This is a genomic window from Siminovitchia terrae (assembly GCF_003605405.2).
In the GTDB taxonomy this organism is placed as follows: domain Bacteria; phylum Bacillota; class Bacilli; order Bacillales; family Bacillaceae_C; genus Siminovitchia; species Siminovitchia terrae.
Genome location: NZ_QYTW02000002.1, coordinates 250,933 through 272,581, shown reverse-complemented (window position 1 = coordinate 272,581; position 21,649 = coordinate 250,933). Strand labels below are relative to the sequence as shown.

The 21,649-nt window shown below is 41.2% G+C and carries 23 protein-coding genes and 2 pseudogenes; 5 read left to right on the top strand and 20 right to left on the bottom strand.

Annotation, left to right across the window (positions count from 1 at the left end; all coding sequences use genetic code 11):
- Positions 1 to 12 precede the first annotated feature (12 nt).
- The 4 genes from D5F11_RS03655 to D5F11_RS03640 are packed head-to-tail and all read right to left on the bottom strand — an operon-like array spanning position 13 to position 4,147.
- Entirely contained in the window at positions 13 to 870 is an 858-nt protein-coding gene (locus D5F11_RS03655) for a triphosphoribosyl-dephospho-CoA synthase (protein WP_120114659.1), read from the bottom strand.
- Positions 871 to 872: 2 nt separating this feature from the next.
- On the bottom strand, positions 873 to 2,534 hold the full coding sequence (mdcA, locus tag D5F11_RS03650; protein WP_120114660.1) for a malonate decarboxylase subunit alpha: 1,662 nt from the start codon (positions 2,532 to 2,534) through the stop codon (positions 873 to 875).
- Between the two features lie 16 nt (positions 2,535 to 2,550).
- Complete coding sequence (gene mdcH / locus D5F11_RS03645; protein WP_120114661.1) at positions 2,551 to 3,480, bottom strand: malonate decarboxylase subunit epsilon; 930 nt, start codon at positions 3,478 to 3,480, stop codon at positions 2,551 to 2,553.
- A 16-nt stretch (positions 3,481 to 3,496) separates the two neighbouring features.
- Positions 3,497 to 4,147 carry a GntR family transcriptional regulator gene (locus D5F11_RS03640; RefSeq protein WP_120114662.1) on the bottom strand — a complete coding sequence of 217 codons (651 nt, stop codon included), beginning with the start codon at positions 4,145 to 4,147 and terminating at the stop codon, positions 3,497 to 3,499.
- 231 nt (positions 4,148 to 4,378) lie between these two features.
- Between D5F11_RS03640 and madL the strand changes: the two genes are divergently transcribed.
- A complete protein-coding gene (gene madL, locus D5F11_RS03635) occupies positions 4,379 to 4,807 on the top strand; it encodes a malonate transporter subunit MadL (protein ID WP_120114663.1) in 429 nt (142 codons plus the stop codon).
- The gene (gene madM / locus D5F11_RS03630; protein ID WP_120114664.1) at positions 4,788 to 5,552 is read left to right on the top strand and encodes a malonate transporter subunit MadM; all 765 of its coding nucleotides are present in this window, start codon (positions 4,788 to 4,790) and stop codon (positions 5,550 to 5,552) included. Before madL ends, madM begins: the two co-directional genes overlap by 20 nt.
- Before the next feature lie 108 nt (positions 5,553 to 5,660).
- Here the strand turns inward: madM and D5F11_RS03625 are convergent, their stop codons facing one another.
- Complete coding sequence (locus D5F11_RS03625) at positions 5,661 to 7,094, bottom strand: amidase (RefSeq protein WP_120114665.1); 1,434 nt, start codon at positions 7,092 to 7,094, stop codon at positions 5,661 to 5,663.
- Positions 7,095 to 7,485: 391 nt separating this feature from the next.
- Between D5F11_RS03625 and D5F11_RS03620 the strand changes: the two genes are divergently transcribed.
- The 3 genes from D5F11_RS03620 to D5F11_RS03610 are packed head-to-tail and all read left to right on the top strand — an operon-like array spanning position 7,486 to position 10,180.
- Complete coding sequence (locus tag D5F11_RS03620) at positions 7,486 to 8,700, top strand: M20 metallopeptidase family protein (protein ID WP_120114666.1); 1,215 nt, start codon at positions 7,486 to 7,488, stop codon at positions 8,698 to 8,700.
- A gap of 33 nt (positions 8,701 to 8,733) precedes the next feature.
- Positions 8,734 to 9,444 (top strand): DUF5058 family protein, encoded by a 711-nt coding sequence (locus D5F11_RS03615; RefSeq protein WP_120114667.1) that lies wholly within the window; start codon positions 8,734 to 8,736, stop codon positions 9,442 to 9,444.
- 37 nt (positions 9,445 to 9,481) lie between these two features.
- Positions 9,482 to 10,180 carry a small-conductance mechanosensitive channel gene (locus D5F11_RS03610; RefSeq protein ID WP_120114668.1) on the top strand — a complete coding sequence of 233 codons (699 nt, stop codon included), beginning with the start codon at positions 9,482 to 9,484 and terminating at the stop codon, positions 10,178 to 10,180.
- Positions 10,181 to 10,488: 308 nt separating this feature from the next.
- Here D5F11_RS03610 and D5F11_RS03605 read toward each other — a convergent pair whose 3' ends face one another.
- The 15 genes and pseudogenes from D5F11_RS03605 to D5F11_RS03545 all read right to left on the bottom strand — a co-directional run bounded on the left by D5F11_RS03605 (position 10,489) and on the right by D5F11_RS03545 (position 21,648).
- Complete coding sequence (locus D5F11_RS03605; protein WP_120114669.1) at positions 10,489 to 11,052, bottom strand: FAD-dependent oxidoreductase; 564 nt, start codon at positions 11,050 to 11,052, stop codon at positions 10,489 to 10,491.
- Between the two features lie 232 nt (positions 11,053 to 11,284).
- Positions 11,285 to 11,425: a hypothetical protein gene (locus D5F11_RS25890; RefSeq protein ID WP_185830484.1), complete on the bottom strand. Its 141-nt coding sequence runs from the start codon at positions 11,423 to 11,425 to the stop codon at positions 11,285 to 11,287.
- 143 nt (positions 11,426 to 11,568) lie between these two features.
- Complete coding sequence (locus D5F11_RS03600; protein ID WP_120114670.1) at positions 11,569 to 12,180, bottom strand: class I SAM-dependent methyltransferase; 612 nt, start codon at positions 12,178 to 12,180, stop codon at positions 11,569 to 11,571.
- Between the two features lie 128 nt (positions 12,181 to 12,308).
- Positions 12,309 to 12,524 carry a hypothetical protein gene (locus tag D5F11_RS03595; protein WP_126646491.1) on the bottom strand — a complete coding sequence of 72 codons (216 nt, stop codon included), beginning with the start codon at positions 12,522 to 12,524 and terminating at the stop codon, positions 12,309 to 12,311.
- Between the two features lie 235 nt (positions 12,525 to 12,759).
- On the bottom strand, positions 12,760 to 13,839 hold the full coding sequence (locus tag D5F11_RS03590; RefSeq protein ID WP_120114870.1) for a YkvI family membrane protein: 1,080 nt from the start codon (positions 13,837 to 13,839) through the stop codon (positions 12,760 to 12,762).
- 79 nt (positions 13,840 to 13,918) lie between these two features.
- Positions 13,919 to 15,025: an o-succinylbenzoate synthase gene (gene menC / locus D5F11_RS03585; RefSeq protein WP_120114672.1), complete on the bottom strand. Its 1,107-nt coding sequence runs from the start codon at positions 15,023 to 15,025 to the stop codon at positions 13,919 to 13,921.
- Positions 15,015 to 15,998 (bottom strand): GNAT family N-acetyltransferase, encoded by a 984-nt coding sequence (locus D5F11_RS03580; RefSeq protein WP_306428766.1) that lies wholly within the window; start codon positions 15,996 to 15,998, stop codon positions 15,015 to 15,017. The genes menC and D5F11_RS03580 overlap by 11 nt, the downstream gene beginning before the upstream one ends.
- 46 nt (positions 15,999 to 16,044) lie before the next feature.
- Positions 16,045 to 16,890, bottom strand: a complete 846-nt coding sequence (locus D5F11_RS03575; protein WP_120114673.1) for a MurR/RpiR family transcriptional regulator — start codon at positions 16,888 to 16,890, stop codon at positions 16,045 to 16,047.
- A 383-nt stretch (positions 16,891 to 17,273) separates the two neighbouring features.
- Positions 17,274 to 17,702, bottom strand: coding sequence for an N-acetyltransferase (locus tag D5F11_RS03570; protein ID WP_120114674.1), 429 nt, complete (start codon positions 17,700 to 17,702; stop codon positions 17,274 to 17,276).
- Between the two features lie 400 nt (positions 17,703 to 18,102).
- Entirely contained in the window at positions 18,103 to 18,363 is a 261-nt protein-coding gene (locus D5F11_RS03565) for a DUF3923 family protein (protein ID WP_120114675.1), read from the bottom strand.
- 292 nt (positions 18,364 to 18,655) lie between these two features.
- Complete coding sequence (locus D5F11_RS25885) at positions 18,656 to 18,823, bottom strand: hypothetical protein (protein WP_185830483.1); 168 nt, start codon at positions 18,821 to 18,823, stop codon at positions 18,656 to 18,658.
- Positions 18,824 to 19,173: 350 nt separating this feature from the next.
- Positions 19,174 to 19,651 (bottom strand): annotated as a pseudogene (locus D5F11_RS03560) (tyrosine-type recombinase/integrase); the annotation flags it as partial.
- A gap of 3 nt (positions 19,652 to 19,654) precedes the next feature.
- Positions 19,655 to 20,122: pseudogene (locus D5F11_RS03555) on the bottom strand (site-specific integrase); the annotation flags it as partial.
- A 246-nt stretch (positions 20,123 to 20,368) separates the two neighbouring features.
- Positions 20,369 to 20,830, bottom strand: coding sequence for a (2Fe-2S)-binding protein (locus tag D5F11_RS03550; protein WP_120114676.1), 462 nt, complete (start codon positions 20,828 to 20,830; stop codon positions 20,369 to 20,371).
- The gene (locus tag D5F11_RS03545; RefSeq protein WP_120114677.1) at positions 20,830 to 21,648 is read right to left on the bottom strand and encodes an FAD binding domain-containing protein; all 819 of its coding nucleotides are present in this window, start codon (positions 21,646 to 21,648) and stop codon (positions 20,830 to 20,832) included. Before D5F11_RS03545 ends, D5F11_RS03550 begins: the two co-directional genes overlap by 1 nt.
- Between the last annotated feature and the right edge of the window lies 1 nt (position 21,649).

The window sequence follows — 21,649 nt, the reverse complement described above, 5'->3', positions numbered from 1 at the left end:
GCACCCCCAAGATCAAATAAGCTGATATTCGTTTGAGACTTCGTTGAGTGATTGTATTTTACTGATTTTATCCAAGAACAGTGTAGCAGCAAGAAGGTCCGCGCTTCCGCCAGGGGAAATATTTTGATGGATAAATTCTTCATCCATTTGATTTAACAAATCAAAATCACCACTGATTAAGAAGAATGCCGCCTGCTCTTTTACAGATGACAAGCCGTCCGATCCGCCCCGGTGAAGAATGCACGTGTCGTCCAAATGAGCCATTAAAGAGAGCAGCGCATATAATTTAGCTTTCTCTTCTGTTAATCCCATGGCGCGGGAGTGGTTCAACATAGGAAGGGAAAACTGTCTTATATGGGGAAACCCTTGCTGGGCTTCTCCTTTGGCTCCCTTCACACCAAACTTTTTTATCACCCGTTTTCCATTTGTGTCTGTCACGGGACAATACCGGTCAGGATAACGAGCTAATTTGCCTGCCATGGAGAGGATTTCCTCAGTCGTGAATCGTCCTTTTCCTGTGGAAAAAGCGGATGCAAGCAACCCAATCGACCAAATGGCTCCCTTGTGCGTATTGATGCCATCCGTAACTTCAAACATTCTTTTTTCTCCGTCCCTGCCGATGGCTGCAATTTCTTCTCTCAAAGATTGTGACGGGAGCCGGCCATAGCTGACAAAAACTATTTCTTTGACAGTATCCCTAAGAGAATCTGCTGATGCTCTCATCAACTGAAACGTTAAGTCTTTGTGAGCCCCAGTGTTCTTTTTATCAACAAGTCCAGGTTTGGGAGTGAGTTCCAGTTCCTCAATTAGCGAAGAGACGGCCATTGATGCAACAGCACTGGTGAACTTTTCCAAGTGGCTTCCTTTCATGTTCACCAACTCCTAAACTTGGCGGGTGGCTCGTATAGGCCATCTGACCACTCAACAATTTCCTCTATGCTTTTAGCGGCAAGTAAGGATCTTTTTGCATCTGTCCGCCGGATCTGTAAATCTTCCGGATAGGCAATCAACCCTTCCCCGCGCAATTGCTCGATTTGAGCGGGACTCTGCTTAAGCCCAACGGGCGTAACGCCAGCAATTGCCGAGAGAGCTTCTCTTCTTTTTTCCATGCTGTCTGTTTTATATAAATAGGCAATTCCGTCTTCGGTTACTACATGTGTGACATCTTCCCCGTAAATCATCACCGGCGCTGTAGCGAGATTAGAATCTCTTTTTACATCAATGGCATCGAGTGAATCAATAAATACCGGCTTATTTCCGTTTTGGAAGGTCTCTACTACTTGTACAACGAGCTTCTTTCCGCGGGCTAAAGGATCCTCCGAAGTCATCATATTTAACCAAGCTGATGAAGAATGGCGGCGCCCTCCGGGATTATGGCCCATATTTGGAGCTCCCCCATACCCCGCAAGCCGGCCGCGCGTGACAGTAGAGGAGTTTGCCTCATGATCCATTTGCAGAGTAGACCCAATGAACAGATCCACCGCATATTGCCCGGCCATTTGGCACAGGGTTCGGTTGGACCGCAAGCTTCCATCAGGACCGGTGAAAAACACATCCCTGCGAGCTTCTACATATTTTTCCATCCCTACTTCCCCGCCAAAACAATGAACGCTTTCGACCCAGCCGCTTTCAATCGCGGGAATTAAGGTAGGGTGAGGGTTTAGCGCCCAATGTTTACAGATCTTTCCTTTTAAGCCCAGTGATTCTCCGTAAGTCGGCAGCAACAATTCAATTGCGGCAGTATTATATCCAATCCCATGATTTAATGATTGCACCTGATGTCTTTCATAAATTCCGCGGATGATCATCATCGCCTGCAAGATTTGAATATCGGTAATGTGACGCGGGTCACGAGTAAATAGAGGCTCCAGCTCGTATGGTTGATCAGCAACAACAACAAAGTCAACCCAGGATCCGGGTATATCTACACGCGGCAATTCATCCGTTAATTCATTTACTTGGACAATTACAATGCCATCCCGGAAAGCAGCCGCTTCGACAAGTGTCGGTGTTTCCTCTGTATTAGGTCCAGTATAGAGATTTCCATTTCGATCAGCTTTATCCGCAGCTACCAAAGCAACAGAAGGAATCAAATCAATAAAAAGGCGCCCATACAGCTCTATGTATGTATGGATTTCCCCCATTGTAAGCTGCTTGTCTTCCAGCATTTGGGCCATTCGCAAGCTCTGTGGGCCTGCATAGGCAAAATCCACCTTTTTCGCTATGCCGTATTCAAACAGATCCAAATGTTCCGGTCTGGAAATGCTTGAAATAATCATGTGCAGATCAAATACTTTCTCTGAATTGATTTGAGCAAGTGCCTCAGACAGAAATGAGGCTTGTTTTTGGTTATTTCCTTCTAAAACCACACGGTCATGGGGCAAAATCAGATTCTCCATCGCTTCAACTATAGAGTCCGTCGGAATCACTTTGCCATCTGCGAGGCCTTTTATACTTTCAACTCTTCTCTGCTTTTCCTCAAGGCGGGTTGTCCAGGAAGCCTTCTTGGTTACTGCCTGTTTTAATGTTTCCATCGCTAATCTCCTTTCTTTACTTCACTTGCTCTTGTGCTGCGATGTATAGGCAATCATTGAATCCATTGCCTGTTACAGAGAGTACTCTTGCGTCATGAAATGCCTTTTCTGCTAAATTTGCCAGCACTGTCCCTGGAGGCATTTCGATAAAAAGCCTTACCCCTTTTTCGTATAAAACAGTAGAGGCGTCATGCCATTGAACTGGAGCTGAAACACTTTCTGCAAGATCCAGCTTGATTTCGTCCGGGTCGCATAATACCCGCGCTCTTCGGTTTCCTACATAGGGTATCTTTGGACGGGAAAATGAAATTTCATGAAGAGCCTCTTTCAGAGAATCCGAAACAGATTGTAGAAGGGGACAATGTGAAGGCACGTTGACGTTCAAAATTGAAGCGCACCGTGCTCCTTCCTGCCGTGCACCCTCTAAAACCCTTTGAATCGCATGCAAAGAACCTGAAATCGTTACTTGATCCGGTGCATTTTGATTTGCTATAAATACCGGATTGTCATTATCGGAGTAAAAATCAATCAAGCTTTGAAGCCTCCGTGTTTCCATCCCTAGTACAACCCCCATCCCGTAACCCTCGGGATATGCCCGTTCCATTAACTCGCCGCGCAGACTGACCATTCTTAGAGCATCCGTAAAAGCTATAGTGCCTGTTGCTACTGCAGCACTGAAGGCGCCGACTGAATGGCCGGCTACAAAATGTGGTTTAACTTCCTCCGCTTCGAATGCTTTATATGCGGCGACACCTGCAATTAATAGGGAGAGCTGAACGTTTTTGGTTGAAGAGAGGGATTCCTCCAGGTGAAGATTGTATACGTTTACATTCAGGGTCGCAGAAGCTGTTTCAAGTACTTTATCCACTGCCTCGCATGATGGCAATTCATGCAGCAATCCAGGCTTTTGTGATCCTTGACCCGGGAACAAAAAGGCAATTTTCACAGTACTTCCCCCTTGCTTAATCAGCTGCCATCATTTTTTGAACACTCAAGATGACATCTTCGTTATGTTTTCCTAGCAATTCGGACAACTGTTTCATGTTGGCCTCATGCAGCAATTTAACAATAAGCTCATGTTCCGCAACAGACTTTTCAATATTTTTCTTATAAGAAAACGAAGCGCTTTGAACTCTCAGTAATGGCCATCCAAGACGGAGATACATGTTTTTGATTGTTTCACTTTTGCTCATTTTAATAAGGCACATGTGAAAGGAGTGGTTCAATTGAGTATAAGAAAAAACGTCATCCGTTTCTTTCATTTCTTCAAGAATTTTTCTCATTTCCTTTAGCAGGTCCTGATCAACCCCATGTCTTTTAATCCGCTCCATCCCCATATTCTCCAACATATTCCTAATCTCCAAGAGATCATAGATTTCGTTCTCCGTATATTCTTTCACCACGGCTCCCTTTCGGGGAATTCTCTCTACCAGCCCCTCTATGGCGAGCAAGTAGATAGCTTCACGAACGGGAGCCCTGCTCGTTCCATATTGATCCGCGTAAATATGTTCCACCAATTTTTCACCAGGTTTTATTTCACCAGTAATGATTTGTTCGGTGATGTATTTTGCAATTGAGTTGGATAAAGCGTTGTCTGCTAATTTGGCTCTCATGCTCTACACTCCTTAAGACGGAAATTTTAGAATATAGTCGACTGTCGATTATATTATACTAGTAAAGGTAGTTATATTCAATTTTTTTAGAAATTAAAATAATGTTTGATTTTTTAATTAATAGGATTTATGATGATTCATAGAATACAGTCGACTTTATACTATCGCATCATTGCAAGCGCTTACTTTTTCTTGTTCTTCATCAAAATACTAAAATAGCGAGGTGTAAGGATGGTTATTTTCGGTGTAGCTTTGCTGGCGATTTGTATGCTAAGCGGTGTTTTCCTGGGTGAATTGTTGGGACTTTCATTGGGTATTGAAGCAAACGTAGGCGGTGTAGGTATAGCCATGTTGATGCTTGTCCTGATCGTTGATCACCTAAAAAAGCGAGGGAAATTAAGCCAAGCTGCGCAAGATGGTCTGGGCTTTTGGAGCGCTATGTATATCCCTATTGTCATCGCCATGTCTGCCAGTCAAAATGTTGCCGGCGCACTTGATGGAGGACCCCTTGCTATTGTCGCAGGCGTAGCGGCTGTAGCTATCAGTTGGATGGTTGTACCTATTTTAAGCACAAGCAAAAGGGAAGAAGTTTTTGATGGGGCTCTAGACGAAAATCATCTCACTGGAGGCGAAGAAATCAATGTTAGAGACATTAAGTAAAGTCTTTACAGATAATCCGCTGATCGTCTCCTTTGCAGTGGTCGGGGCCGCAATGTATATCTCCTATGTTATTTCTGATAGATTTACAAAAGGAAGGATTCACGGTTCGGCCATCGCTATCATTATTGGCCTGATGCTTGCTTATTTCGGAGGGATAACGACAGGAGGTGAAAAGGGGCTGTCTGATGTTAGCATTTTTGCCGGAATAGGTCTGATGGGTGGCGGAATGCTCCGAGATTTTGCCATTGTCGCTACCGCTTTTGGAGCCAGTTTTGATGAAATTAAAAAAGCCGGGGTCAGAGGTGTGGTATCACTTTTTATCGGTGTCGTACTTTCCTTTGTGGTTGGAGTCGGGATTGCCCTCGCTTTCGGATACACCGATGCAGTTAGTCTTACAACAATTGGTGCCGGAACGGCTACATATATTGTCGGACCTGTAACGGGAGCCGCCATAGGTGCAACCTCTGAGGTCATTACAATCAGTATTGCTGCCGGTCTTGTAAAAGCCATTCTCACCATGGTAGGTACGCCATTTGTAGCGAAATATATTGGGCTCAATAATCCTCGTACGGCTATGGTTTACGGCGGGTTAATGGGGACAACCAGTGGCGTTGCAGGTGGATTGGCGGCAACGGATCCCAAATTGGTACCATATGGGGCAGTTACGGCAACCTTTTATACAGGTCTTGGATGTTTAATGGGCCCTTCTGTTTTGTTCTTAATGACTAAAGCTGTATTTGGATAAATGTATAAGTTTATTTAAAGTAAATGAACCTAGTTTAAGACATGGGGCTTGTTAGACCCCATGTCTTTTCTTTTAAAAAAAAAGAAATATTCCATTGTAAAGATTTTACTATGACTGGGCAAGCGCGTCGGTTGCCAGATCAGGGCGGATATTCCCGTACTTTGTTGCCTGTTCAAATGCATACGCAATGCGCAGTACCTCAAAGTCTGCATGATAAGGGCCAACAATTTGGAGGCCAAGCGGAAGACCATCAGAAGTAAATCCTGAAGGCACTGATAATGCTGGATTGCCAAGTGCTGAAATATAGCAGCAGGAACGCATCCAGTCTATGTAATGTTCCATCTTCACTCCATTAATTTCTGTTGGATATTCGATATTCACATTAAAAGGAGGAACTTGGCTGACTGGCAGAATGAAGATATCGTATTTCTCAAAAAATACTCTCATTCGGTGATATAGCTCATTGCGAAGCCTCTCTGCCCTGCCTATGTCGATCCCGCGCAAGTCACGGCCTTTATTAAAGTTCCAAACGTAGCTTGGTTTCATTAAATGACTGAATTTATCAAACAAGTCTTTGCCGCCCATTTCAAATTCCCAGGCCCTTAATGTATGGAACACTTCATCCGCTTCCGCCAAATTCGGGCTTGCCTCTTCCACTTGGCAGCCTAAATCGGTAAATACCTTCAACTGCTCCTGGAGATTTTTTCTTACCGCAGGATCAACAGGAATTTCCCCTCCAAAATCACAGGTCCATGCCACCCTCAAACCGCTTATATCCTTTTTGAATGGTTCTAAAAATTTTTCACCCGACTCATGGACCGCAATCGGCGATCTTTTATCATATCCCGCAATCACTGACATCAAAAAAGCCGCATCTTCCACATTTCTTGCAATCGGCCCCTGAACACCAAGTGTCGAATAAGGGGCGGCTTTCGGATAGGAGGGCACCCGTCCCGGTGACGGTCTCATCCCTACCACATTGTTGAAGGCAGCCGGAAAACGCAACGATCCGCCCATATCACTGCCATCTGCAAAAGGCAGCATGCCAGAGGTTACTGCAGCAGCTGCCCCTCCGCTGCTTCCACCCGCGGTGCGGTTGAGGTCATAAGGGTTTCTTGTTGGTCCGAATATCTCATTAAATGTATGGGCACCAGCCCCAAACTCTGGGACATTCGTTTTGCCAATTACGATGGCTCCTGCATTTTTTAACCTTTCCACGATGAGGTCATCCTCTTTGGAAACGTTATCACGTAATGCCAGAGAACCGCTTGTCATAGGGAAATCTTTTGCATTATGAGTATCCTTAATGGCAATCGGGAGACCATGGAACGGGCCTGTCTTTTCTCCGGAAGCAAGCATTTGATCGGCTTGATCCGCAGATTTCAATGCCGCTTCCTTATTTAGCGAAACAATCGCATTGACGCTTGGATTCACTTTTTCGATTTGTTCCAGGTGCGCTTCCATTACTTCACGAGCTGATAACTCGCGTTTTCGAATGGCTTTGGCCAGCTCGCGGGCAGTAAAATAACAAATTTCATTCACCTTTAAACAACTCCTGATTCTATTAATTTTTTAAAAATACGCAGAAAGAACTAGAGTCGATTGTCGACAATTAAAGAAATGTTTTTAGTATTATATAAACAAATACAATTTATTTCAACACTTTTTAGATAATTTATTCAATTCGGAACTTTTGTAGGGTATTTTAATAACTGAATTGAATAGCCGTATTTAATGGGAATTTAGTAACAAAATGACATAAATGCATCAATATTTTAGATAAATTAGAACTTTTGTAATTGTTGACACAATATAAGAGGTTTAATAGAATGCAGTAAATCGACTGTCGACAATTTATAATACTCCAACCGAGAGAAGAAAGCGCTTTTAAAAAACTGACTAAACTCAAAAATTTGGAAAAGAGGGATATGCATTGAAAGAAAAGTTTTTTTCAAGATTAGAAGAACTGTATCCAGAGCTCGTTGACTTCAGAAGGGATTTACACATGTATCCGGAACTGTCTCATACGGAGAAAGACACTCCAAAGAAAATTGCAGACTTTCTGAGTTCCATTGGATTAGAGGTCAGAACGGGCGTAGGCGGCCGTGGAGTCGTTGGAACACTTAAAGGGAACAATCCTGGTAAAACAGTGGCTCTTCGTGCTGATTTCGATGCTTTGCCGATTCAGGATGAAAAGGATGTCGACTATAAATCTCTTATTCCTGGTGTCATGCATGCTTGCGGCCATGACTTGCATACAGCTGCTCTGCTAGGTGTAGCTAAAATTCTCAGTGAGAATCGCGACAGTATAAACGGCAATATTGTTTTTATCCATCAATTTGCGGAAGAGGTTATTCCTGGAGGAGCCAAAGCGATGATTGAAGATGGCTGTTTGCAAGATGTGGATGTCGTTTATGGCGCCCATGTCGGTTCAACAGATTCTCTTGGAAAGATTGGGATTAAAGAGGGTTACGCTATGGCAAATGGCGACATATTCGAAATAGAAATAGCCGGTAAAGGCGGACATGCCGCTACCCCACATTTAACCATAGATCCCCTAATTGCCGGAAGTCAATTACTTTTAAATTTACAGCAAATTGTTAGCCGGCAAGTCGATCCGATTGATTCAGCCGTCGTTACCGTAGCATCCTTTCATGGAGGAGAAGGATATAATGTGATTCCTGATAAGGCGAAAATTACCGGTACGGTGCGCACTTTTAAAGAAAGTGTCCGCGAACATATCGAACAAGCCATTGGAAAGATTGCTGAATCAACATGCAGCGGACTTGGAGCGTCTATCGATTACAAATATACGCGCGGCTATCCTGCTGTAGTCAACCATCCGGAAGAGACGGGACGCGTTGAAAAAGTAGCGATATCATTATTTGGAAAAGAAATGGTAAAACGAAATCCAGCACAAATGGGCATGGAGGATTTCGCTTATTACTTAAAAGAGCGGCCGGGCTCCTTCTTTTGGGTGGGCGGTGCATTAGAAGACCAAACGAAAATTTATCCTCATCACCATCCAAAATTTGATGTGGATGAACGAGCCATCATATATATTGGCAAACTTTTTATTGGGCTTGTATTGGATTTCTTGTCACACAATGAAAACAGAATTGCCATGGATAAAGAAGCGATCCAATAATATTTTAAAAGAGAATGGGAAGGAGAGAGTTCATTGATAGAGGAAGTTATGAAAGCCTCCAATACTGCACCCCTTTGGATTATTGCCTTTTTTGTCATATTTATCGTCATTTTCCAGGCCTTGATTTTCATTAGAATGGCCAAGAAAACGGCGCCTGAGGTCGGAATGACATCCAAAGAGGTGAGGACTGCTATCAAAACCGGGATAATCGGATCAATTGGACCTTCTATGGGTATCGGAATCGTCATTATTTCGCTGATTGCATTAATTGGCTCTCCATTAACAATGATGAGAATCGGTATTATTGGGTCTGCCTCAACTGAAGCAGCTGCTGCGGAAATTGGTGCAAAGGCGTTTGGCAGCAGCTTGGGAACAGATTCTTTTACAGTTGAAGCCTTTTCTACAGTGATCTGGACGATGTGCCTTGGAGGGATGGGATGGCTTATCTTTGCATTTCTTTTTACAAAATCCCTCGGGAATGTTCAGAACAAGCTGAAGGCAAAGAACCCAAAAATAATGGGAGTAGTATCGGCTGCGGCGATGATGGGAGCCTTTGGATATCTGGCTGTTGAAAAAATGGCCATTGATATCAGTTCGGCAATTTCTGGTTTTATGGCAATATTCACGACGTTTGCCGTATTGTACGTCGCTAAAAAAACCGGTAAATCTTGGCTAAAAGAATGGGCTCTTGCAATATCAATGGTTGTTGGAATGTATTGTGGATACCTTGTTTCGCTTATTTAGGCCTTAGAAAAACTATGAAATATGAGGAGGAAAACGAATGGCTCTAAACCCACAAAAAGTATTACAGGGAAATATCCGTATCAATGACAGTATGGCCCACTTTCATAACAAGGCTCATTTTTGGGGACGTTTGACTCTTTTAATGACAATTTTAGCTTCCTTATCTGCCCCTTTGTATATGTCATTTATTGTTGGGGCCCATCCGGGCTGGGGTCCAATTATTACCGGATTGATTGGATATGCTGGCTTCATAGGGGTCATGTGGGTGATAGAGCCGATTACTTACTACCCTATTCTCGGAATCGCCGGAACCTACCTGGCCTTCCTATCAGGAAACATTTCAAATTTATGCCTGCCATGTTCTGCCGCAGCCCAGGAAGCAATTGGTGTAGAAAATGGATCTAATAAAGGTGAAATTGCTGGTGTTTTTGGCATAGCAGTTGCTTGTTTAGTAAATACAATAGTAATTGTCATCGTCATTTTAGGCGGATCCTATATTATTATGATGTTACCTGATGTTGTAAAAGATGCTTTCAACTTTATACTTCCTGCTATATTCGGTGCAGTTCTCGGACAATTCGCCTTTAAAACCCCGTTATACGGATTGATTGGCTCTATGATTGGGCTAACCGTATTGTTTTCTCCAATCGTCAGCTTTATTAAAATTGCATTGTGCGTAGCCATTACAATAGCTCTTATCCTGTATATGGAAAAACTGAAAGACAAAAAGGGATAGTTTGGTTACTATGTAAGAAAAGATAAAAATGAGCACCTCCGTTGATATTAGCGGGAGTGCTTTTAAGTTCGCCCATCAAATGTGAATTTTTTCAACTTTACAATCAACAGACAATCAAATACCTTTCTGACTCAGAACGATTTTGGCTGAGCATGTTACTATATGGTTGAGAGCTTTTATAAGAGAGTGGCTGCTTTTTTAAGAGAGTTGGAGCTTTTATAAGAGAGTGGCTGCCTTTATAAAAGAGTTGGAGCAACTCCCCCGATCCATCCAAGGATGTCCGGGGGAGTTGCTCCGATTGTGTTTTCCTAATTCTTTAATACATCGTGATCAACATAGCGCTCGCCATTTAATTCGGAGATGACGTTAATTGCCACTTTAGCCCCGTCACCCGCTGTTATGATGGTGTGGACACTAACGCCCGCAACTGTTCCGGCGGCCCAGATGCCGTCAATGTTTGTTTTTCCGTCCAATCCGACGTCCACGATTGTCTTAATTCGCGGCTCTGTTCCATCCTTTGTGCTGACGCCAATTTTCTCGGCCAATGTGGCCAGAGCACCGGTTGCAAGGATGACATGCTTGGCTTCGTATGTTCCGCTTTCGCCTTCAACCTTTAATCCATTTTCGGTTTTCGTCACATTCACAACTGTGTCCTGAACAATTTCTGCTCCAAAGTTCGCTGCCTGCTTTTGCCCGGTTTCAATCAACTCGGGGCCGGCAATCTCCTCAATTCCGTAATGGTTCAAGATCAAAGCACGCTTGGTCATACTTTTCCCACTGTCAATGACAATTGTTTTCTTTCCCGCTTTGGCTGCAAAGACCGCCGCACTTCCTCCGGCCGTACCTGCTCCAATAATCGCGATATCATACATATGTATCCACTCCCTTGTCGGATTCTCAATGGCTTCCAGTATAGCATATTTTCTGAAAAATAAGGTAGCAGATGCTCATATAGAGTTTGCAGGAAACTCATACAAACTCTAGTTTCTTAGGCTGTTCACGATGCCCCTTTCATTGAGATTCTGAAAAAGGCCTTCGGTGTGGAACGATAAGAGAAAGCTTAGGCGAAACAGCTACGGAAAAAATATAATCTATCAGTTCTCTTCAATCAAATGCGCCTCGGCGTATTTGCGCCCAGATTTTATCGAGCTCCGCTCGATAAACTTCCTCAGAAAATCTGTGGCATCCGCCGGAGGCTTTAACTTTATTCAGCCAGGGTTTGAACCCACACGAATGGAATACCAATATGCATTCATCTCACCACTTACAGAAATGGAGGATTTCTGTGCTGAATGAAGTTAAAAAATTAATAATTACTTTAGGGAAAGCTTCCTCGCAAAACGGTTTTATTGCATAAGGCAACCATTGCCCCTGCCCTTTTAGGCAGTTTAAAATCCCTCCCCCGGACTTGCCCAAATAATATGAAACATATTCAACCAGTGACTTTCTGTCCTTTGCACTGTTAATCCCGATTCGTGTACCAAGTTTAATATGTCACGTGTTTGGTGGCATCCGATCATTTTATATAAAAGCGGATTCAAGACCCTTTGGGCCCCAGAAACGAAAATATTAGAGCTTATCCCATGTTCGAACAACAATATTTTTCCCCCAGGCTTGCACCATCGTTGGATTTTTTTCAACATCTCTGCTGGATTTCCATAACAGCAAAAGGACAAAGTCGAGACAATTGTATCGAAGGAATGAGACTCAAATTCCAATTTCTCTATATCTGCACATATCCATTCGGCTTGTATATTGTAGTTGGATGCTTTCTTTCGAGCCGCGCCCAGCATTTCCTGGCTGAAATCAGCAGCCGTCACTTTAACATCTGGAGGATAGTATGGAAAATTAGCTCCCGCCCCGACAGCAAGCTCAAGCACTTCTCCCTCCGCTTGGCTCAGCAGTTCTCTCCGCCACTTTTTCAGGTTGGACGATTCCTTATTCGATTCATATTTTGCTGCCTGTCTATCAAAAATACGTACCAGCCTCTCTTTTTCCAATCCATCACTTCCTCTGCTCTGTTTTCCTTAAATATAGCACCTATTTTCAGATAGAAGAAATGAGGCCGTGGGAAAATTAATGAAAAACGATTTTCTCAACGGCCATTGAAAAACTTGGGGCGGAAGCTTCAATCAAATGCGCCTTGGCGTATTTGCGCCCAGATTTTATCGAGCTTCGTTCGATAAATTTCCTCTGAAAATCCGTGGCATCCGCCGGAGGCTTTGACTTTATTCAACAGGGGTTTGCCCCCCCAATGAATGGAATACCAATAGGCATTCATCTCACCACTTACAGAAGTGGGAGACTTCTGCTGAATGAAGTTAAAATATGCGAACGGAGACATTTCTTTCATCTTTGAAGTTGGTGCGTAACCATTCTCTTATGAGACGGGCATCTATCTCCACTAATGGTGACCGTTTTTACTGAAAATAGCAAGAATGGGCAATAATCCCGTCCTAACACCCGCTTTTAAATGAGCTTTCTGGATACCCGTCGAGATAAATGATATGCTTCGCCAACTCAAGATTTGTACAAGCATCTAAAAGAAGATTCTCAAGTCAGCGAAAAATCTCCAAGTATTAAGACGCAGGTTCGCTCGTATCCTGGCCTTCTGGCTTCTTCCTCCATCTGAACCAAGCAACAATAATCGCTGCAATCAATGTAAATCCTAGGTAACCCATAGTAGGATAGACTGTTCCTACCAGTGTAATAAAACCGACAAAGCTTGCACCGAACGCGGCAACTCCGCATATAACGACAAGGACTCTAAACTTTGGCGCATCTGTTTGACTTATCCGTGCGGTAAAAGCGTACAGCATACCCACCGCAGTGTTGAATATCATCCCCAATAAAACGATAGACATAATAGCACCAAAGATTGGAGAAATTTCATTTGCCAAATACAGCATCGGCATATCAGTTCCCGAGATATTATCAAATTTCGCAAACATTCCGATATTGATAAGAAAAATCAAAACACCTAAGCCGACACCACCAATAATTCCACCCCAGCCTGCTGTTTTTTCATCTTTTACAGAACCGCCCATAACAGCAAGCATAGCGGCTCCGGCTGCAATATTATAGGAAACATACAGAAGCGCGCCAAGCACCCAATTGGAAGCAGCGGGTTTCTGAGCATTTGCGACATCCTGCATTTGAGCAAAAGTGCCGTCCATTGTAGACAATGAGTAGATGGCAATGATAATAACTGCCAAAATCAGAAACGGCGTTACAACACCTATGGCTGAAATGACTTTTTCAATGTTAAGACAAACGACAATAATAGTTATAAGTGCAAGTAAAATGTTGCCAATGATACCTGGTATGCCAAATTGCTGTTCAAATATGGAACCTGCCCCCGCGAACATGACCACCGTCACACCGAATAAAAAGAAGGTCATTAAAATATCGACTACCACTCCAAGATATTTACCGCAAATATGATATATAACTTCCTTATGGGAATTGGTTTGCAGACGGCTTCCAAGTTGAGCAAGATTCATACCCATAAAGGCAAACAAAAAAGTGGCTACAACTGAACCGGCTATTCCTAACCAGCCAAAGCTTGTAAAAAATTGTAATATTTCCTGACCTGAAGCAAATCCGGCTCCAACGATTAAGCCGATAAAAGCTCCGCCAATTTGAATGCTTTTTTTCATAATTTTCCCCTTTTGGTTTTTTGAATTTTTTGTCAATTTGATGAACAGGGAAAAAGAACTCTCTTCTTCCCTCATTTATTTACTTGTATGTTTTTTTCTCGATCGTAAAGCTTTCGATTGCTTCCAGATCAGGTTCATAACCGATACCCGGTTTATCAGGAACTGTAATATATCCATCTTCAACTGTGACTTCCGGTGTAATGATGTCTTTTTCCCAATAGCGTGAAGATGCAGCCGTATCACCTGGCATGATGAAATTCGACAAAGTGGTGAGGGCCACGTTGTGAGCCCGGCCGATTCCTGATTCCAGCATGCCGCCGCACCAAACAGGGATATGATGGCTTTCACATAAGTCATGAATTCGTTTGGACTCGGATAAACCGCCGACACGTCCAATTTTGATGTTGATAATCCCGCAGCTCCCTAGTTCAATCGCTTTTCTAGCATCCTCATAGGAATGGATGCTTTCGTCTAAGCAAACCGGAGTGGAAATGGCTTCTTGAAGCTTAGCATGGTCAATAATGTCATCCGATGCCAAAGGCTGTTCAATCATCATCAGATCAAATTCATCCAACGCTTTTAATGTATCGATATCCTCTAACGTATAAGCAGAGTTCGCATCGGCCATGAGCGGAACATCTGGAAATTCTTTTCTAACTTCACGCATCACATCAACGTCCCAACCCGGCTTGATTTTAACCTTCATTCTCTTATAGCCTTCTTGTACATGTTTTTCAATGATGCGTAGAAGGTCCGAAGCTGTGTCCTGGATACCGATGCTGATGCCGACTTCTATCTTTGATTTTTTCCCGCCAAGTGCAGAAGCAAGGGAAACGCCTTTTTCTTGGCTGTACAAATCCCATACAGCACCTTCAATCGTAGATTTGGCCATATTGTTTTTGCGGATATTGGAAAAAACCTCAGAAACTTCATCCTGATGTGTAATTTCCTGATTCAATAACGCAGGAATCAAATAATCCTCTAACATATGCCAGTTCGTTTTCATCGTTTCTTCACTATACCACGGCGAATGAAAAGCAACTGATTCTCCCCATCCTGAGTTGCCGTTTTCGTCTTTCCCTTCAAGTAAAATGAAATCTCTGTCCTGGAATGTCCCAAAACTTGTTGTAAATGGAAACTTCAGCTTCATTTGCAAATGGCGCAACGTTACTTCTTTAATTCGCATGTTTTTCAACTCCCATTAATTCTTTTTTCACTAATTTATAAAAATGGACAGGTCCTGCTTGCTCTCTTTCAAGTGCAACCGCCACATACCCTTTGGCAAACAATGTTTGGAAAATTTTCCGGGTCTTCATCCGCCAATCGATGACAAGCAGTTTATCTTTTTGTTTCAACTCCTGAAAAAAGGCGGGAACCGGGACAAAAACGATGTCGTATTTCTCAATTCCGGATAGTGCTGACTCAACGTCGGCCAGTTTTGGCACGCCTTCCTGCACAGATTCCAAGGGAATCTTGAACTGTTTCTCACTTTTTGGAATGACAAAATGGCGGTCAATCCACCATTCCAATTTAAAGCGATCTGTCGGAAGTCCGGCATTCAGCGAATCATCCATATTTCCATAACAGTTTTCCACGTATGTCGAGCAAATTCCGCCCAGCTTGGATAAATTCAAGTAAGCATTTTTGCTTTCAAGAGGATCATACGTCCAAGTCATCATTGTATATCCTAGTTTTAATGCGGCTTCTTTCTGCTCTTCCTTTAACTGTCTTCCAATCCCTTTATGCTGGTAGTCCGGATGTACACCGAGCAAATGTGAGCATAAATAAGTGTTTCCATTGACATACCCGGGAAAGCTGTAGCTGACACCTACAAGCTTATCCTCAATGAAAGCTCCTAACATCAGCCCGCCATTCTTGACTGCCGTAATCGTTTGATGGACTGGAATAGGCTCCATGCCCCAAACCGTTTTCTCTAATTCCTGTACAAGCTGTAACTCTTGAATTGTTTGAAGTGTACGTATTTCAACCATTTCAATTACCTCTTCATTATCAAATTCGCCTTGGCGTATTTGCGCCCAGATTTTATCGAGCCCCGCTCGATAAATTTCCTCTGAAAATCTGTGGCATCCGCCGGAGGCTTTGACTTTATTCAGCCGGGGTTTGAACCCCCACTGAATGGAATACCAATATGCATTCATCTCACCACTTACAGAAGTGGGAGATTTCTGCTGAATGAAGTTAAAATTAACTAAAGAAAAATCCTTCGCTATTGATTCGGTCGTAATCTTCTTTTCGTTTTTCAAAATTAGCCTTATTCTTGATGGTTACACCAGCAACAATGGCATTGATGAATGAAATCAATGCCGGGGCAATATCCAGGGTGGACATTTCCGCAGAATGGAGCGGTAACAGAATATCGGCTACATCCCTGATCGGAGCAACCGGAGAATCTGTAATTCCAATAATACATGCCTCTTTGCTTTTGGCAATTTCTGCAATATGAAGTGTTTCCTTCATATACCGATGAAAAGACAGAGCAATGAGGACAGAACCGCTGGTCATCCCTGAGATCATAGATAGAACATCGTCTGTATCCCTGCGGATCAATTGAACATTTTTTCTGACAATTCCAAGTGAAAAAGCAAGCCAGTTTGCAATTGGAAAAGATGACCTCAACCCGCATATATACACCTGCTCAGCTGAAGCCAAACGATCAATGGCTTTATGGAAATCCGCCTCGTTGATTCGCATGATCGTTTCTTGGATGAACTGGCTGTCCTTTCCCATCACCTGTTCAAAAAAACGAGGTTCGTCCATTAATTCTAATTTCGAAGAATAGTAGCTGGTCAAACTGCTTTTTTCAAAAACAATTTGATCCCGCACCGTTTTTTGGAGCTCTGAATATCCTGACAAACCAATCGCATAACAAAAACGGATGACCGTCGTCTCACTAATACCGGATTGCTCTCCAATTTCTTTGGCTGAATGTAGCGCAAATTCCCTTGGATTCTTGAGTAAATATCTAGCAACCTTTTGCTGTCCCTTTGACAGGTGGTTGTACCGGGCCTGAATCAATTCCATCAGTTTCATCACTGTTCACCCACATCAAGAAGTTATAACTTTATAATTAATTAAATTTGAAGTTTAAACTTCATTCCATTTTATAAACTTATCATACTTATCGTCTCGGCACAATTACTTTTCAGAAAATTTATGGTTATTTATTCTCAGGCATAGAAAGCTATTCCTTCGGAGTTGATGCTATTCAGTCTTTTGAAAAAAAGTAAAGACACCCCTTTAATTTATTATCAAGACCTAAATTATAAAAAGTTAAATAAATAAAAGGACATCACATATTATATATGACTAATATGTGATGTCCTTTTTTCAGCTAACGCCCCCTTTAGTTATAAAAAAGTTTGATTATTTCAGTGCTCCTTATTCCATTAAAGCGCCCGATTATTGAACAAAAATTAGTTTTTACTCCACTCCATTAAGTATTCTTGCTTATCAGTTTGCTCATCTGTTAATTCTTTTTTTATAACAAAACCATTTTTTTTATAAAAACGTACTGCCGTTACATTTTCTTTATATACTTTCAACTGAATCATATCTCTTTGTCTTTTTACAAAGTTCAATAACTCTTTCCCAGTCCCATTATTTTGATATGCTACATCAATAAAGAGCGCTGCTAAATAGTCATCTACCATTGAAATGAATCCTGCAATTTTTGATTGACTAGTTATAACGTGAGTTTCTGACATCGGAATATACTTTTCTTTCATCTCCTCAATTTGAGCCTTCCAATAATCAGCATCAATAAAATAATGTGCTTGTAAAGAACCTTTGTACCAAATATTAATCAATATATCAATATCGGTATCTTTATATGCCCTTATCATAATATCCCTCTTTTTCTAATTAACTCATACTAAATAAAATGGCCCGAATCTGGAATACTGGACGATTATCTTTATTCCAGATAAGCGCCCGTTAATTGAATAAAGAAAAACAGATATTTATTTGTTATCTAATTTCCTTTCAAGCAACTCTACCCGTTTTTCTAAAGAATCCAATCTATCTTTTTGTAATATGCTGTTGTTTATTGTTGGCTTTAAATTTTTGTAAAGTTGTTTACTCAACCAATACATAAGTGAAAACAGTATTACAAATACGGCTAAAAGAATTCCAATACCAATTAAAGTATCTATAATGCAACAACTCCTCACCCAATAATCTGGCCCGATAATGAAAATAGGACGCAAATCCTTATGTCAGATATGCGCCCGATTGCTTAGTTTGCTAATTTCTTAAATACATTTGCTGAATTTTAGTTTTTTTATTACTATTAACTACCAGGTTAACAATTAGCCATACAACTTGAATTATTACCGGGAATATAAATGCAATTAATAAAACTATAAATGCTGATAATTTTGCCTCAGGTGTTTGAGTAACACCTGCGCCATCAACCTCCCTAAACCAAACGAAAGCTGTACCTACTGCAAAAATAGCTACCCAAAAAATGTTAGCAATCCACCAAAAGAGCCATAGCTTTTTCATTTTCTCACTCCTTATCTTTCTTCATAATTACTGAAAACAATCCAAAATCATTTTTTCCATTACTTCCCATTTTATATTTCTATCTTACAGTGCGAATGAATTCCTGTAAATGGAACTGAGATGTATTTTATGCTAAGGCTTGAGATGTATAAAACTCCACTATTTCCTTCACTGTCACAATACACAACTCCACAATATGGCCCGAATAAGAAAAAATCCTGCTTTGATACAGGATTTTTAATCAAACTTTATTATAAATGATCAATCTTTTTTATAAAACTTCTACAAATCGTTATTCCTCATCCTCATAAAATCGATATAACCCTTTATCTGTTAATTGTTTAATGACTTCTTCTTTAAATGGAATGTTCCCTTCGATTCGAAATAGAACTGTATTATCCAAGATGGATTTCTCTTTAGAAATGGCTATTTCTTTATATTTTGCAATACGCTCTTTCATTGCTTTTAATTCAGCTTCCCGTTTTTTAGATACGAATGCTCTATAATACTCGTTGAAGTCATCCTCTGAACAATTATTAACCTTTATAAAGTGTAATATTAGCTTACTTGTCTGCTCATTATTTAAAACACTAAATGTTCGCCCTATATGGTGAAATGCATGGCAATTTTCACAAATTAAATCTAACCCTTTTAGAATACATAGTAATTCATCTTGGGCATATCCCTCTATTTCATGAACATGAATTCTCTTTAATTCTTCAAAAGGTGGGGCATATCCGCATATAGAACAAGTATAATTGTGTTCTTCTAATACCTGAAGCCTAATCTTCTTCCATAGTGTTTGTGAAAGATTCGCACATGAGTTTCTGGAGCCATTTCATATTCATACCTTTGAATATCTTCAAAAAATTTTTGAATGATTGATAATGATTTATGTACATATTGTTCAGGGCGTGAATTTCGGTGTTTCAGACTATTTTTAGCTTATTCGTGTAAATGTTCGATGTACTTCTCAACATGTGTTCGTTTTAAAGATTTTAAATCCTTCCACGCTGGATCTAAAGAAAATACAAATGTAAAGAACTTTGACAGAAAATGAACATAAATTATTGCTGAACTCCAAGAGAATTTATTTTTACTTAGTAAGTTTACAGTATTTTTTGACTTGTTCTCGAACCTTATCGTCAATCTTTGAGAAGTCAAGGAAATAGTCATGTTTACTTTTGTTGTAATCAATACCGTATTTATCATGTAAAATACGAACATCCCATTTGTCTTTTTCCCATTCTTCACGTTTATCGGTGAATTGGAATAGAGCAATATAAATGTTTGATGGCTTGTCCTTATTAACATGATGTAAGAAACTTTTGTAACGTGAGTTACCCCCTGTAAACACTTGCTTTATCAACTTTTCCATCATGTCATTTTGTACTTGTTCATTTCGATATAAATAGTCATAGAAGTTTGCTATAACTGTAATTGTAAGGTTAATTGTTTTTTCCGTTCGCTTTGCTTTCTCTTGTTGTAGGGGAGTGACTTTTGAACTCTCATAAGGACTTCTTAACCACCCCACAAATTCTACTAAATCTTCTAGCCTAAACTTATAATCTTTTTCTTTAATCTAAGTAGGTAAAAAAATGTTTTAAGGAATAACAATATGTTTTTGAATATTCGGACTTTTTCCTGTTTTATCTAAATACTTTATGTATTTCATGACTGGCATTACAGGGAATCCCTCTTGATCCAGTAATATGTATCTCTTATGGTTATTCTCCAAAATAACTTCTTGTACCTTAATAGCACTTCCCCCTAAAAATCATAGTAACGCTCGGTCTATCGACATTACTACGCCTCCCGCTGTGGGATACATCCTCCACTCGAAACAAACATATGCTTCTATTTATTGTATACATATTAAACTATATTTTTATTGTCTAATTAATGAATCTAATACGTATGAAAAAGGAGGATATATGCTCATATATTGAACATAATATCCTCTTATTAGTTTCTAGTCTATTTAATTTTTAATAAAGATGTCTTTTCATTTGCCATTGATCACAGACATAATCGCTTCGTTGATTTCCTGATAGCTTGTGCACCTGCATATATTCGATGAGAGCCAGCTTTTGATCGTTTCTTTTGAGGGGTTTGGATCGTTTTGGAGCAATGAATGGCAATTAATGATAAAGCCCGGCGTACAATAGCCGCATTGAAAAGCAAATTGTTCGATAAAAGCGCGCTGAATTGGCGTGTCACGCAACCCTTCAATCGTAGTGATTTGATAACCTTGAGCTTCCACAGCCAGCATAATACAGGATTTAAAAGGAAGCCCTCCAACCATGACCGTGCAGGCTCCGCAATCACCATTCAAGCAACCGGGCTTGGCGCCAGTCAATCCAAGCTTAGTTCGAAGAACATGTAAGAGAGTTTCTCCGGCTCGTACGTCAACATCAACCAATTCACCGTTTACTTCTAATTCTACTGAATATCTGCGCCTTTCCACTAGGCTCCCTCCAATTCAAGCAAAAAATCCATCAATAGGTTTCGTAATACGAAGAGACGATACTCTTTTGATCCCTCAATATCTTCCAAGATTGGTTCAGGCACATGTTCCAAAGCTCGCTCTATCCTATTCTCAATAGATACTTCCGATCTGTTTAATTCATTTTCCACCGCTGATGACCGAAACGGAAAGGGACAAAGTCCGCTGAAAGCTGTCCTTATCTGGCCGGATGCATTGATCGCAGCCCCGGTGATGAGGGGATAACCAGTCTCCCACTGCATTCGAATTTTCTGAGCCATAAAAGGCAGCTGAAGAAAGGCTACGTCTGTTCGAATAGATACAAGGAGTTGACCTTCTTCCAATGTTAGTTCATTAATAGGAACTTCCTTGCGTCCTTGAGAATCTGCTATAAGAACATGGCTGTCCGCCAGCAGGAAAGGCAAAACCGCTTCTCTGTAAAAAATTTTTCCGCAAATATTTCCTCCAATCGTAATCTTGTTTCGGGCGGTCCGATCGGCGACTTCCCCTGAAACTTCCGTTAATAACGGAAAGCTATTCTCCTCTTCCAGAGTGGTCAAAGGAATAGAGCTGCCGATTGTTAAAAATTTTGCTGTTTTTTCCAGCACCATCGTTTCCGGGATTTTCTTTATATCAATAATGGAACCTGGCGTATCAATATTCAGCCGGCCAAGCGTTAAAATTTCGGTTCCGCCGGACCAATACATTGGTTCTTTGTTTTCCTGTTTTAGCCTCTGAAACAATTCCACCGCTTCTTCCAACTGCCCAGGACGGTAATATTCCACATAATCCGGCTGCAAT